Source organism: Thalassospira sp., assembly GCF_048059015.1.
GTDB lineage: Bacteria > Pseudomonadota > Alphaproteobacteria > Rhodospirillales > Thalassospiraceae > Thalassospira.
The window spans coordinates 238,389-252,495 of sequence record NZ_JBLLNT010000002.1; the positions used below are offsets into that span (position 1 = coordinate 238,389).

Here is a 14,107-nt window from a genome sequence, read left to right on the forward strand (position 1 = left end):
CCCCTATGTATCGGAATCCATTCCCCGGATTATTTCCCTGCTTCTGCCTTTTGGTCTTCATGAAAGGCGCGCACATCGCGTGCAATCGCATCAAAGCGGTCTGACAGGCTGTCACTGACTTCACGGCACGGTGCGACGACGGCCTCTGCCCAATCAACATAGGCCAGTATCTGCTTTTCATCCCAGCCAATCGGGGTATCAGTCAGCATCGCACCGACATTGGCGACCTTGTCGGCCAGTCGGACGAGTTTTGCCCCGGCGGTCAGATGCGGGGCGGTTTCAACTTGCTTGGCTTTGCGTTCATCACGCGGCAGGGCCTTGTCATCACTGACTTCAAGGACGATGTCAGCAACACTGGCATTAAAGCATGCGGCAATTTCATCGCGGGTGGCACCACAATCCTCGATCACGTCATGCAAAATCGCGGCACACAGAATATCTTCATGCGTGCCCGGTTCACATTCGACAATCAGGCGGGAAACCTCAATCGGATGATTGATATAGGGTTCCTCGGCCGGGCCCTTACGACGCTGGTCACGATGGGCGCGCGCAGCGAAATCGACGGATTTGAGTAGAAGTTGCATCAAGCGCAGTAATGTAGTGAACGAAGACACCCAGATTCACATGGCTTTTGCGTTGTTTCAAGCCTTCATGACCTATCGACTTCGAAAATCGGGTCCCCACATACAAAACTGAGGTGTTTTTCAATCAGGAGGGTTCGATACGTGTCACAGGACATGCGACTGAAACTGACCTTACGCAATGAAAGCAGCCAAAGCCCCCTGCATCTGAGCACGTTGGCACCGCGTGCGGGCTGGAAGATCGATCCGCCCCATCATCTTGAGGTCGGTGATGCGGCAACCTGCGAGATCGAAACCGCAAGCGAGCTTGCCATCACCATGCGCTATGGCACCCATCATATCGGCCTGCATCTGGGCAATGGGGCATTCAGCTTTGAGCCGGGTGATGCCAAGGTCGAAGGCCAAAAGCTTGATGGGCATGTTGCAGAGCTGACACTGGTTTTGCCCTAACCGGGTAGACCGTGATGTTTCACATGAAACCACCTGATCACTTTGACTGCCACTCGGCACGCAATTGGGCATAGATAAATTCATCACCCCACTGACCGTTAAAGCAGTCATTTTCAATCAGATGCGCTTCGCGGCGAAAGCCTAACCGTTCAACAACACCAACCGAACCGCCATTTTTCGCATCAAGCCGGGCAAAGATCCGGTGAAACTCGAAATGATCAAAGCCAAGATCAACCATCGCCCGGACGGCTTCGGTGGCGTAGCCCTGCCCGGCAAATGTCGGATTGAAGATGTAACCCACCTCACCCTGGCTGGCATTGATGCTGGAAAGCTTTATCAAAACTTCTCCCAACACTGCGCCGTCGTCATCACGGGTCACCGCAAGGGTGAAGACATCACCATCCTTGTTGAAATCCGCGTTCAGCAGATCAGAAAACTGTTGTTTCAATGCATCGCCCGCCGGCGGATCGCAGTAAAGATACTGATAGACCAAAGATAACGCGTGATAGGTGGCGTATGCGTCAAAGTCAGAAGATACAAATGGGCGCAGGGTAAGTCGGCTGGTTTTAACCGGTGATGGTGGCAGGGATAAATTCATTGGAAAACAGTGATTTATTGAATGGACGCCCTATCTAGGCAGCCTCTTGTAAGGCTGCAAGTAGGCACTGTGACCTTGATCATGCAAGCACCCCCTTCAATCATCAGACAATAAAAAAACGGGGCCCAGAAGGCCCCGTTTAATCATCAGACGATTATCAAAAAATGGCAGAAATCTGCCGGTTTTCCTTATCCGTTCATGGAATCGAAGAAATCGTCGTTGTTTTTGGTCGATTTGAGTTTGCCCAGAAGGAACTCCATCGCGTCCTGCGGACCCATCGGGTTGAGGATACGGCGCAGCACCCACATCTTGGACAGCACACCCTTGTCGACAAGAAGTTCTTCCTTACGGGTACCCGATTTAAGGATATCAATCGCCGGGAAGATACGTTTGTCAGACAGTTTACGATCCAGGATAAGCTCGGAGTTACCGGTACCTTTGAATTCTTCAAAGATGACCTCGTCCATACGCGAGCCAGTATCGATTAGGGCGGTCGCGATGATGGTCAGCGAGCCGCCTTCTTCGATATTACGTGCCGCACCAAAGAAGCGTTTCGGACGCTGCAGCGCATTGGCATCAACACCACCGGTCAGAACCTTGCCCGAGCTTGGAACGACGGTATTGTACGCACGTGCCAGACGGGTAATGGAATCAAGCAGGATGACAACGTCATGCTTGTGCTCGACCAGGCGTTTGGCCTTTTCCAGAACCATTTCGGTCACCTGAACGTGACGCTGTGCCGGTTCGTCAAAGGTAGAGGAGATCACCTCACCCTTAACCGAGCGGTCCATGTCAGTCACTTCTTCCGGGCGTTCGTCAATCAGAAGAACGATCAGATAAGCTTCCGGGTGGTTTTCCTCGATCGCGTGCGCAATGTTCTGCAGCATCACGGTTTTACCGGTGCGCGGCGGTGCGACGATCAGGGCACGCTGACCTTTACCAAGCGGCGAGACAAGCTCGATCACGCGGTTGGTGGTGTCCTTGTTGCCTTCCTGATCCGTCTCGCGCTCCATATGTAGCGGCTGATCGGGATAAAGCGGGGTCAGGTTATCAAAGTTGATGCGATGACGGACTTTTTCCGGTGCATCAAAGTTGACCTTGTCGACCTTCAGCAACGCAAAGTAACGCTCGCCTTCTTTGGGCGAACGGATCTGACCTTCTACGGTATCACCGGTCCGCAGACCAAAACGCCGAACCTGGCTCGGGCTGACATAAATGTCATCTGGCCCGGCAAGATAGTTTGCCTCCGGGCTGCGCAAGAAGCCGAAACCATCGGGCAGCACTTCGAGAACCCCTTCGCCAAAGATGGCGTGATCGTTCTCGGCCAACTGTTTGAGAATGGCAAACATCAGCTCCTGTTTGCGGAGCGTGCTGGCATTTTCGATTTCGAGTTCCTCAGACAGGGCAAGCAGCTCGGTCGGAGATTTCTTTTTGAGTTCCTGAAGATGCATATGTGCGTTTAATGATCTGTGGTTGCCGGAAGGGCGAATATTTTGATGGGATTAGGATAGAAGGTGCGGTTGACCGTCAGGCAAGGCACTCAGGCATAAGCTGGGGCGTGCGGACGGTTCGAAACCTTGTAGTTGCAAGAAAGGCAGGGCATTTCATGTTTCTGGATCGAAACACCACCGATTGATACCCTCGAACTCCACAATAGTCAAACCGTGTTTGATGCAATGCAGCTATTTTGCTGCGGCCGTTGTATAAAAAACACAATTCTTCCGTCAATACAGAGCCATATGGGCATAAAATCTGCGATTTACAGGTTTGCCAAACGCATCGACCAGTCATAAACGTCGCTGACCTGCCTTTCCTGATTGCTTTACATTCCCAAACGGCCCTCAACCTGCTTGCGCTTCGTGGACAGAGTTCAGGAAGCCTTCGACTTCACGGCGCAGATCAAGCGCAACGGCCGTCACATTCTCACACGCGGTCAAAACATCGCCTGCTGCCTGTCCCGCCTGATCGGTGGCCACGCGGATTTCCTCAATATTGCCAGATACTTCGCTGGTCCCGTTTGAGGCCCGCTCAATATTGCTGGCAATTTCCGATGTTGCTGCCTGCTGCTGATTGACCGCAGCAGAAAGCGATGCCGAGGTCGTATCAATCACACCAATCCGCTCGCCAATCCGTTCAAAGGCGAGCACAGCCTGTTCTGTCGCCGATTGAAGGTTGCTCATTTGATCGGTGATTTCATCGGTTGCCCGTGATGTCTGGGTCGCAAGGTTTTTGACCTCGTTGGCGACCACAGCGAACCCTTTGCCTGCTTCGCCCGCACGGGCGGCCTCAATTGTCGCATTAAGCGCAAGCAAGTTTGTCTGTTCGGCAATATCGCGGATCAGCCCAATGACTTCGCCGATCTTTGCCGCCCCATTTTGCAGGGCTTCGGCAATCACATTTGAATTGCGGGCTTCTTCGGCGGCCTCGGACGCGGTATCGGCAGCCGCCGAAATCTGCCGGGAGATTTCCAGGATGGAGTTCGCCAGCTGTTCCGTTGCCGACGACACGGCAGAAACGTTCTCCGATGCCTCCAGCGCACTGGATGCCACCAACCCGGTACGCTCCCTGCTGCTATTGATCACCTTGGTCATGCCAGATGACGTGGTTCGCAAGCCGTCAGTTGATTTACCAATATCACCCAGAAGGGCATCAATATTGCCCTGAAACGCGCGCGCCAGGCTTTCGATCTGTTCGGTCTGAGCCACCCGACGGCGTTGATCATCGTCGCGCTGGCGGCTCATTTCCCGATTTTGTTCAAGGTTCTGACGGAAAATCTCGACCGCGCGGGCCATATCGCCGACCTCGTCACCGCGGTCTTTGCCCGAAATACTGTCTTTGGTGTTGCCCGCTGCCAGCTCCGACATGCTGGCTGTCATTTGCGCAATCGGGCCGGTAATGCTGCGCCCAACCGCAAGAACAAGGGCACAGGCCAGAATAATCACCACGACAAGCCCGGCCAAGGTGGCAAAGAAATAGGTTTCTGCCGTGATCAGCTTGCTTTGCGCCAAGGTATTGAGGTTTTCGGCAATATGGTCTTCCACCGCCTTGTAAAGATTGATCTTTACCGTGATCTTGCCAAACCATTCGTCACCACGAATGTCATTGGTTGAGCCCGATACCGGATAATCAAGCGCAATACTGCGCAGTTGTTCGACCTCGCCCACCGCCGGACTGGCCATCGTTTGTTCGTAGAACTGATTGATACCGGCCGGGGCAAATTCCTTAAACACCGACAAATAGGCGTTTTGCAGCGTGATCAGCTCAAGAAACCGGCGATAAAGACCCGGTTCGAACTTACCCATACCAAAGCCCGCCGCACCGGTTGCCCGTTCAAGGCCTGCGCGTTCCTTGGCCTGCATGAAATTGTTATAGGCGGCAATGACGCGCAGAACTTCGGGATCCTGACTTAGCGATCCCATGACATTCACGGTCGACAGCATGCTGGAAATGATCGAGGTATAAAAACCAACCACCTCGCCCAGCTTCATCTGTTGCGCATCGACTTTGCCGCGGGTGAGAGTCACCTGATCAAGCAAGCCGGTGAATTTGGAAATATCGCGCGCCAAAGATGCGTCATATTGCGACAGGTCGAAGTTACCAAGGATTGTGCGAAGTGCCGTGATGCGGGTATCTGAAAGATCGCGTTGCTGGGCCAGCTGTGGCCCGAATTGCGCCCCGCCGGATCCGATAAAGCCCGCGGATGCGCCGCGTTCCTTTTGCAATTCATGCACGGTTGCGCCGATATAACCGGCAACCTCGGTCAGGCCGCGAATTTTGCCAAGCTCGTCCATCTGTTGATAACGGCCGCTGACAATCACGATTGCCAAAATCACCAGACCAACCACAGGCGGCACCAGCGAAAGAACGATTTTTGGTCCAATACGAATAGAACTAAACATGTCTGACCCTCGAACACTTTGGTTTCGACGGCCGCCAGAAACTGCCCACTCCTGGGCGCAACGCCAATTATCCCGGTTCCCTGTCAGATACCGGCTATTGGATCATGTTTATTTGGTGGATGGCGCGATCACTGTCGCGATAGATATTGTGCCGCAATGCAAAAATACAAGCCCGGCCTGCGCCCATGACCAAACTTTTGGGCAGGAAATTCTGTAAATGATCCCAAAGGCTTGGTTCATTTCTCATACCGATGGCTGAAAAAACCTCTACGGATGGCGTTCGCGGACGATCTCAAGCATGCGGTTAAGCTGATCATCGCTTAAGCCGGCTATCCGTTCAGACAAAAGGTTGGCAAGCTCGGTTGCTTCGGGTTCGAGCCCTGCGGTATCCACGGTGATCTTGGGATGCGAGAGCTGGGCCAGACGTTTCACGTCATCGACCTCATCCCAGACCAGATTGAAATAGCCGCAAATCTGCTGCACCAGGCCCGGGCTTGGACGCCCCCGATGACCATGTTCCAAAGCCGACAGATAAGCTGGCGACAGCTGAAGCGCGCTTGCCATATCGGTCAGGGTGACATTGTTGCGCGCCCGCAGTTCCCTGATGCGATTGCCAAAAGGTGTCACGGGCGTCTCCGTTTCAACAAAACATAAAAGGCCCCGGCACCCCCATGCTGGATCTGGGCCTGATTGATCGCCAAAATGCGATTGCGCAAGCGCGGCGCACTTAACCATTGCGGGGTGCGTTGGCGCAAAAGGCCAGTCCGGCCATATTCATCGGCGCGCGACCCCTTGCCGGTAATCACTAGAACGCAGCGTTTCCCCGCGCGCCAGCTTTCCTCGATAAAGGCATTCAGCGCATTATGCGCCACATCCTGGGTCATGCCATGCAAATCAATCCGGCCATCGATCTGCATTTTGCCCTTTTGGAACTTGTTAGCGGTTGACCGGTCAATCCCGTCCGTCACACCCGGTTTCAGTTCCGCCAGGGATTTAACTTTCGTCTGCGGTCCCCGATCAGCATTGCGCGCAGATGGCAGATTGCGCGCCGCACGGTTTTGTTCCGACTTTTCGAGGTTATCGGCCAGATTATCGGGCAGTGGAATGGCGGTATCGCTGGTCGGGATGTCATCATCAGGCGAAAACAGCGCATCACCGCCATTGCGCTTTTTCTTACGCAATGGTTTCACGTCGCGGGTAAAGACCTCCCACAGGGTCTTTTCCTCGTCGCTGACGGTGCGGCGTCGCTTATTTGTTTTCTTTTGTGTCATCCACCAAGACGATATGCAGCTGGCGCGGTCCAAATGCGCCAAGCTGTATCGTCTGTTCGATATAGCCCGTCCGCGAAGGCCCGGTCACCCAAAGGAATAATCGCGGCATATTGCCGTTTCCTTCCTGTTCGCGCAACCACGCCCGCGCATTTTGGCCAAGACAAACGTTCCGTAGGGAAAATCGATTATGGTTTTGTGCAGCTTGGGGTCAGGACCTAGAGACCGCCCTCATTCAGATCAACACAACTCACACCGTTATTGCCAAGATCAAGCATCGCACGCAAAAACGAGCTGCCAGTGTCGGATGAAAGCCCATGCGCCTTGCGGTTTTCAATGAAAAACCCGTTGGTTTTAAACCCGTCAAGTGTGGTCTGAAGCCGGTCAATATCGCCATTGGGAACGTCTCCGCTGATCGCGATGTAAAGATAACAGGTGCGATAGGGTAAGGCGCCGTCAATGTCGGGCACGGGTTTGCTGCTATCATCAGCGCGGGCTTCGTCGATATAATGACGCAAAATATTGCCGCCAATGGCAATCAGATCGACCCGTTCGGCCAACATCATCGGCAAAAGAAGCTCTTCACGCGGCACAACAACAAGATTTGCTGCCCCGAGTTGACGCAAATAGGTTTCGCGTGCCGATCCCATCAAAACGCCAATGCGCGCATCCCGTAACAGGGTTTCCAAACCAAGTTCGGGCCAGCCGCGTTCTTCAAATCCATAAAGTTTCCAGATCGTTCGGCTGACCGGGCCCACCCATTTGAAGGCATTTTCACGATAATCAACGCGCGTGGTCGGATATAGAACATGGCCTGATTCATGCTCAGATAATTCCATCTGCCGTTTCCAGGGCATTTGATCAACGATGCGGCTTTTCAGGCCGGCCTGATCAAAAAGTGCAATTGCCAGACTGTCAAAATAGCCCGGTTCCGGCCGGTCAGAAGCACTGGGCCGATCACTTTCAGACAGATGAATGATGTATTCGCCTTCAAACGGCGTAGGTTCGGCCGGGGCGCTGTTGGAATAGTTTCCATCTTGGGCATGCGCCGATTTCTGCCCTGAATTTAGAGCAATTATAAAACCGGTAAAAAAGATCAGCGGGAATGCGCATTTCAGCAAATGCTGTTTGGAAAAACGGAATGAGAGCCAATCCCGTTCAAACATCTTATGCCTCTTGGTTCTTTAACCAGACCGCCTCTTTGACCTTGCTTTCGATATAGGCCTGATGAGCGGCCAGTTCTTCGTCACTGATCACGTGCGGTCTTGGCTCTAACCGGTTTGATTTCGGCCCCAAGCTTCTTGCGCCACCGCCTTGACCACCGATGTCGGCATTCTGGTCATTGGGATCAAGCGACAAACCATGCTGACGTCCGCCAAGCAGCTCAAGATAGACCAGCGCCAACAAATCAGAGTCAAGCAGTGCGCCGTGAAGGGTACGGTTGGAGTTATCGATCTTGAACCGGCGGCACAGCGCATCGAGGCTGACCGGCGAACCCGGGAATTTCTTGCGCGCCATTTGAACGGTATCAAGTGCGCGGTCCATGGCGATGCGCGGCTTGTTCAGCCATTCAAGTTCAGCATTCAAAAACTTCATATCAAAGGCGGCATTGTGAATGACCAGAACCGAATCATCGCCAATGAATTCAAGGAAATCATCGGCGATTTCGGCAAAGACCGGCTGATCTTTAAGGAAGTCATCGCCAAGACCGTGAACGTCAAATGCCTCTTTGGGCATCGGGCGTTCAGGATTGATATATTGATGATATTGCCGACCGGTCGGCATATGATTGATCAGTTCGATACAGCCAATTTCAACCAGCCGATGGTCGGCATAGGGATCAAGGCCAGTGGTCTCGGTATCGAGGACAATCTCACGCATATATCAGGGTCCGATGATCAGCTTAAATGGTCAACAATGCCTTGAATATATTGAAAAGTGACCGCACGCCCAAGTCCCGTCGGGATGATGAAATCAGCGCGTTTTCTCTTTTCAATATCGGGCATCTGTTTGCCTAGAATGGCGGAAAATTTATCATCCGTCATCCCCTGTCGCGCAAGAACACGCTGACGTTGAATAAAGCCAGGTGCTGTTACAACTGCAACCATATCACAGCGCTTCTCGCCCACCGTTTCATAGAGAAGCGGAATATCAAGCACGACCAGTTTGCGCCCAAGCCGTTGCTGATCGTGCAAAAACCGGATTTCAGCCGCACGAATCAGCGGGTGCAAAATGCCTTCAAGTTGTTTGAGGAGTGCGGGATCGCCAAAGACCTTCTTGCCCAGAAGCTGTCGATCAATCCGGCCATCACGGATGACGTCAGGAAAGGCATCGGCAATCGGATCAAAGGCAATACCATTTGGCGCCATCAAACGATGGTTGGTCGCATCGGCATCATGTACGGGCACGCCAAGATATCGAAACATCCCGGCCGCGGTCGATTTTCCCATCCCGATGGAGCCTGTTAAGCCCAGTATCACCATTCTATCTGTCCAACCTAAATCCGCTTACGCATCGAAACCGTATTGCCCTGACGTGCCGTTTCAACCCAGCCAAGTTTTTGATAAAGCTCAATATTATCCGTCATCTTTGCGTGGGTGTTTAGATGTAACTCACCATATCCTTGGGCACGGGCCTCTGATACGCCAAGTTCAATCAGCTTGCGGCCAATACCCTGACCACCATGTTCGGGATGCACCGCCAGATTGGCCAGTTTTAACACATCACCGAATATTGCCAGAACCAGACAGCCGATGATGGCGCCATCGCACTCAACGACCCATACCTGATTGGTGGTGATTTCTTCTGCGCAGCCTTCTGAAACCGGTGGCAGATCAGTGATCTGTCCCTGATATCTGGCATAGGCCGCATCGATGCAATGTGCCAATGCATCGGCATCATCAGGCGTTGCACGACGGATGGTAAATTGTTCTGAAGGCATGAACGCGTCCAAAAACTAGCCAGTAAACTTAATCTAGGATCAGGTGAGGATACTTAATCTGGCGAAAGAACGAAATCGCGCAGTTCCTGGGTCACTTCCGGATCAATCCCGAACCAGCGATGGAAGCCCGGTCGTGCCTGATGAAGCAGCATGCCCAAACCATCAACAATCGGATTGCCGCGTTTCTTTGCCTGCTGCAAAAGATCGGTCATCAGCGGCGCATAAACAATATCGGTTACCAAAGCTGATTGCGGAAGGCCTTCAAGATCAATCTCAAGCTTGGGCTGACCCACCATGCCAAGGCTTGTGGTATTGACCACCAAGGACGCATCGGCAAGGGCTTCGGGGGCAAGCGGCCAATCAACCACCTTGATGCGCGCATCATTAATCTCGGCCGCGAGGTCCTCGGCGCGTTTGCGTGTGCGGTTGGCAATGCGGATTTCCGGGCATCCTTCATCAAGGATCGCGACCAAAACCGCCCGCGATGCCCCGCCCGCGCCCAGCACCACCGCCGGACCGGATGCAAATGCGATATCCGGGGCTTCCTGACGCAGGTTTTCGATAAAGCCAAAACCATCGGTATTATCGCCCAACATGCGACCATCCTTTGCGAAGGTCACTGTATTGACCGCCCCGATGCGGCGTGCGCGATCAGAAAGCTCGTCACATTCGGGCATCGCCATTTCCTTTTGCGGAATGGTGACATTCACCCCGGAAAATCCAAGATTGCGCAGGGATGCCAATGCTGCCTGAAAGTTCTTTGGCTCCACGGGCAGCGGCATATAGCAGCCATCAATCCCGTATTTCGCCAGCCAATAGCCATGCAAACGCGGTGATTTGGAATGCGATACCGGCCAGCCCATCACACCTGCAAGGCGCGAAGTTCCTGACAATGTGCGAAACGGTATACGGGCTGTCATGATGGGGTGGTTCCTGCCTGAAAGATGTTTTTGTTTTAAGTGATGTGCCAAGCCTTGGGGACTCCCGCCTTCGCGGGAGTGACGGTTCTGAACAATTCGTTGCTCGTTTCGTCATGCCCGCGCAGGCGGGCATCTTCAAGGTTTATCATCCTGCTTTAATTATGCTTTTAGAACGCCGTGATCGCGCAAGAATCCGATCAGCGGCAAGAGCGGCAAGCCAAGAACTGTGAAATAGTCGCCGCGCACTTCAGTAAAGAGCTGCGCACCAAGGCCTTCAAGCTGATAACCACCCACACAATTGAAGATCTCTTCACCGGCGGCATCTAGATATTCATCAATCCATTCCTCGGTGAAGTTGCGCATGGTCAAATGGGCGGTATCGATCGTTCCCCAAATGCGCGAGCCCTCTTTATATATAACAGCAGCAGAGACCAACTGATGGGTCTTGCCGCGCAAGGCCAGAAGCTGGGCGCGGGTATTGTCGCGGTCCTTTGGCTTGTCAAACCAGATGCCGTTACATTCCAACATCTGATCGGCCGCAATGACGATGCCATCGGGGCGCTGACGATACATGCGCAATGCCTTCATCTCGGCCAGGGTCTCTGCGGCCTGCGCGGCATTGGCACCTTCGGCCTTCATCGCCTGTTTGTAGCCTTCTTCGTCAATCATCGAGGCAATGGCTTCGCATTCGACACCGGCATTTTTCAGCATGGTGTGACGGGCTTTGCTGCTTGAAGCCAGAATAAGACGATGATTCATAGATAAGATATCCTGTTCGTATCCATTAATGACCGCGACGGTCATACATGGTGGCCATGATCATGGCCGCGGTTTCTTCGATGGATCGGCGGGTCACATTAATGATCTTCCACCCGCGATCGGTAAAATAGCGTCTGGCCTGATGCACTTCATCACGCACGGCAACCGGATCAACGTAATCACCGCCCTCGCCGCGCTCAATCTGGCGCAGACGGTTTTTGCGGATCGAAACAAGCTGATCGACATCCTTGATTAGGCCGACCACCAATGGCTTTTTAAGCTGATCAAGTTCGGTCGGTAACGGGCAGCCCGGCACAAAGGGAATGTTGGCAGTCTTGATGCCACGATTGGCCAAATAGACCGAGGTCGGCGTTTTTGATGTACGCGACACCCCGACAATCACCACATCGGCTTCTTCCAGATCCCAGCCCGATTGCCCGTCATCATGTGACAGCGTGTAATCGATTGCTTCGATCCGGCTAAAATATTCTTCGTCCATTTTATGGAGCGCGCCGGTCCGGCCGCGCGATTGCTGACCAAGGTATCCGGCCATCATGGTGACGGTATTATCAAGCACGTGGCTATGAGGTACCTGAAGCCGGCGGCAGCCTTCTTCGAGTTTGCGGCGAATGTCACTGTCAAAGACGGTGTAAAGGACGATGCCCGGATTGCGTTCAATATCGGCCAAAACACGGGCCAGCTGCGCATCGGTACGGATCAGCGACCAGACATGTTCATGGGCACGCACATCAGGAAATTGGGCAATACAGGCACGAGCCACCCCATCAACAGTCTCACCTGTTGAGTCCGAGACCAGGTGAAGATGAAAGATATTTTCTGCCTCGACCATTGCCTGTCCAATTCGATGACCGATTTTTGGTCCATTTTTCGCGACGCAAGTCCGCATTTATCCACTTTTTGCGAACCAAGCGTTTTCTCAAACTTTTTTCGAACGCCAATTTTGGTGTTCAAAATTTCGATCACTAGCCAGACGGATAAGGCGTTTTAGCCCAACCCGAAGTTAGGGGGTCGGAGTCGGCCCTGTGGATAATTGTGGATAACGGGAGCGACTCCGGCCCGATTTTTTCCACAGGAATTATCCTCCCCCTCATACAAACTTTCTTAAAGGCTCTATCCCGACCGGGATAAGTGATCAATTTTTCCCGTAATAGCAGGGATAAGACGGCAAAAACCAGCCTTATTCACCTTATCCCCATTATTCAAAATCGGCTTTTCCCAAGGTAGAGTCTGGGAGTCGTTCGGAGTCGTACACAGTTTTCCCCAAATCGACTTGAGATGAATTATTTTTCCCGAGTCGGAATGTGAATAAACTGTGCGCTAAATTTAATCCCTGTTATCCACAGGTATCCACCTACAAACAACATCCTTTTTTATTAAATAAGGTTTTGTTAGGCAGAACGTGGAAAACGTCTTGGCACAGGTCTCAGGACAAAATTCACGGGATAACGAAACTGGGTCCGTCCTTTGGGTCAAAGGTTGGAACCAGATAAAAAAGCGATCGGGACAGACGAACAGGAAAGCCTATGCCCAACACTCAAAAGACGTTCTTGCGTGCCCTGAACGGTGAAACCCTCTCAGTGCCGCCGATCTGGCTTATGCGCCAAGCAGGCCGGTATCTTCCGGAATACCGTGCAACACGTGGCGAAGCAGGATCGTTTCTTGATCTTTGCTATAATCCCGATCTTGCCTGCGAAGTCACGTTGCAGCCGCTACGGCGCTATGATTTCGATGCGGCTATTTTGTTCTCCGATATCCTCGTTATACCGCAGGCACTTGGACAGCATTTGGCATTCAAGCAGGGTGAAGGCCCACAGCTTGAGGCCATCCGCGATGCTTCAGGCCTTGGCAAGCTTTCCATTGAAGGCATCCATGACACGCTTGGACCGGTCTATGAGACGGTTTCAAAGCTTTCACACGCCATCCCATCCCATACGGCCCTGATCGGCTTTGCCGGCGCTCCATGGACCGTTGCGACCTATATGGTCGAGGGTAAAGGCTCCAAGGACTTTGCCAATATCCGTCGCTTTGCCTATGGCGATCCGGACGGCTTTGCAAAACTGATCGACATCCTGGTCGAAGCCACGACCCAATATCTGCTCAAGCAGGTTGAAGCGGGTGCAGAATGCATTCAGCTGTTTGAAACCTGGGGCGGTGTTTTGTCTGAAACCGGCTTTAAACGCTGGGTGATTGAACCGACCAAACAGATCGTTGCCAATTTGCGCGCTGTTCATCCGGATCTGCCGATCATTGGCTTCCCGCGTGGTGCTGGTTTGCATCTGATTGATTTCAAAACTCAGACCGGTGTGACCGGTGTTGGCCTTGATAGTGGCGTTCCGCTGAACTGGGTTGCTGAAAACCTTCAGAAACTTGGTCCGGTGCAGGGCAATCTTGATCCGATGCTTTTGATTACGGGCGGGGATGCGATGTTTGATGAAACCAAGCGCATTCTTGATACGCTGGGCAAGGGGCCGTTCATCTTTAACCTTGGTCATGGCATTACGCCGGAAACGCCGCCGGAACATGTTGGCCAGCTGGTGGACTTCATTCGAAATTACAAAGGTTAAATGTAGGCAATTGCTGCATTTTATTTTGTGATTTTTGAAATCAATCAAATCGATTGAAAAATTCAATGCGTATGATGGGTTAAATCCGTTGCGCTCGGGACCTGTT

General features: G+C 52.7%; 16 protein-coding genes. 2 read left to right on the plus strand and 14 right to left on the minus strand.

Annotation, left to right across the window (positions count from 1 at the left end):
• Positions 1-29: 29 nt before the first annotated feature.
• On the minus strand, positions 30-614 hold the full coding sequence (locus ACMZ66_RS01740) for an HD domain-containing protein (protein WP_416933850.1): 585 nt from the start codon (positions 612-614) through the stop codon (positions 30-32).
• A gap of 111 nt (positions 615-725) precedes the next feature.
• Between ACMZ66_RS01740 and ACMZ66_RS01745 the strand changes: the two genes are divergently transcribed.
• Positions 726-1,031, plus strand: a complete 306-nt coding sequence (locus ACMZ66_RS01745) for a hypothetical protein (protein ID WP_416933852.1) — start codon at positions 726-728, stop codon at positions 1,029-1,031.
• Between the two features lie 37 nt (positions 1,032-1,068).
• On the opposite strand, the gene ACMZ66_RS01750 is transcribed toward ACMZ66_RS01745, so the two are convergent.
• The 13 genes from ACMZ66_RS01750 to ACMZ66_RS01810 form a co-directional block, all read right to left on the minus strand.
• Positions 1,069-1,629 carry a GNAT family N-acetyltransferase gene (locus ACMZ66_RS01750; RefSeq protein WP_416933854.1) on the minus strand — a complete coding sequence of 187 codons (561 nt, stop codon included), beginning with the start codon at positions 1,627-1,629 and terminating at the stop codon, positions 1,069-1,071.
• 188 nt (positions 1,630-1,817) lie between these two features.
• Positions 1,818-3,080: a transcription termination factor Rho gene (rho, locus tag ACMZ66_RS01755; protein WP_416933856.1), complete on the minus strand. Its 1,263-nt coding sequence runs from the start codon at positions 3,078-3,080 to the stop codon at positions 1,818-1,820.
• Positions 3,081-3,470: 390 nt separating this feature from the next.
• On the minus strand, positions 3,471-5,528 hold the full coding sequence (locus tag ACMZ66_RS01760; RefSeq protein WP_416933858.1) for a methyl-accepting chemotaxis protein: 2,058 nt from the start codon (positions 5,526-5,528) through the stop codon (positions 3,471-3,473).
• A 267-nt stretch (positions 5,529-5,795) separates the two neighbouring features.
• Complete coding sequence (locus tag ACMZ66_RS01765; RefSeq protein ID WP_416933860.1) at positions 5,796-6,155, minus strand: helix-turn-helix domain-containing protein; 360 nt, start codon at positions 6,153-6,155, stop codon at positions 5,796-5,798.
• Entirely contained in the window at positions 6,152-6,799 is a 648-nt protein-coding gene (locus tag ACMZ66_RS01770) for a Smr/MutS family protein (RefSeq protein ID WP_416933862.1), read from the minus strand. The genes ACMZ66_RS01765 and ACMZ66_RS01770 overlap by 4 nt, the downstream gene beginning before the upstream one ends.
• Complete coding sequence (locus ACMZ66_RS01775; protein WP_416933864.1) at positions 6,777-6,935, minus strand: LUD domain-containing protein; 159 nt, start codon at positions 6,933-6,935, stop codon at positions 6,777-6,779. The genes ACMZ66_RS01770 and ACMZ66_RS01775 overlap by 23 nt, the downstream gene beginning before the upstream one ends.
• A 79-nt stretch (positions 6,936-7,014) precedes the next feature.
• Positions 7,015-7,962 carry an ABC transporter substrate-binding protein gene (locus ACMZ66_RS01780; RefSeq protein WP_416933865.1) on the minus strand — a complete coding sequence of 316 codons (948 nt, stop codon included), beginning with the start codon at positions 7,960-7,962 and terminating at the stop codon, positions 7,015-7,017.
• Between the two features lies 1 nt (position 7,963).
• Positions 7,964-8,677 (minus strand): DNA polymerase III subunit epsilon, encoded by a 714-nt coding sequence (dnaQ, locus tag ACMZ66_RS01785; RefSeq protein ID WP_416933867.1) that lies wholly within the window; start codon positions 8,675-8,677, stop codon positions 7,964-7,966.
• A gap of 17 nt (positions 8,678-8,694) precedes the next feature.
• Positions 8,695-9,279, minus strand: coding sequence for a dephospho-CoA kinase (gene coaE / locus ACMZ66_RS01790; protein WP_416933869.1), 585 nt, complete (start codon positions 9,277-9,279; stop codon positions 8,695-8,697).
• Between the two features lie 14 nt (positions 9,280-9,293).
• Positions 9,294-9,737, minus strand: a complete 444-nt coding sequence (locus ACMZ66_RS01795) for a GNAT family N-acetyltransferase (RefSeq protein WP_416933871.1) — start codon at positions 9,735-9,737, stop codon at positions 9,294-9,296.
• A 53-nt stretch (positions 9,738-9,790) separates the two neighbouring features.
• Positions 9,791-10,657, minus strand: coding sequence for a shikimate dehydrogenase (locus ACMZ66_RS01800; RefSeq protein WP_416933873.1), 867 nt, complete (start codon positions 10,655-10,657; stop codon positions 9,791-9,793).
• A gap of 159 nt (positions 10,658-10,816) precedes the next feature.
• Positions 10,817-11,416, minus strand: a complete 600-nt coding sequence (locus ACMZ66_RS01805; RefSeq protein ID WP_416933875.1) for a Maf family protein — start codon at positions 11,414-11,416, stop codon at positions 10,817-10,819.
• Positions 11,417-11,441: 25 nt separating this feature from the next.
• Entirely contained in the window at positions 11,442-12,266 is an 825-nt protein-coding gene (locus ACMZ66_RS01810) for a pyruvate, water dikinase regulatory protein (protein WP_416933877.1), read from the minus strand.
• Positions 12,267-12,960: 694 nt separating this feature from the next.
• Between ACMZ66_RS01810 and hemE the strand changes: the two genes are divergently transcribed.
• A complete protein-coding gene (gene hemE / locus ACMZ66_RS01815) occupies positions 12,961-14,001 on the plus strand; it encodes a uroporphyrinogen decarboxylase (protein WP_416933879.1) in 1,041 nt (346 codons plus the stop codon).
• Positions 14,002-14,107: the final 106 nt, after the last annotated feature.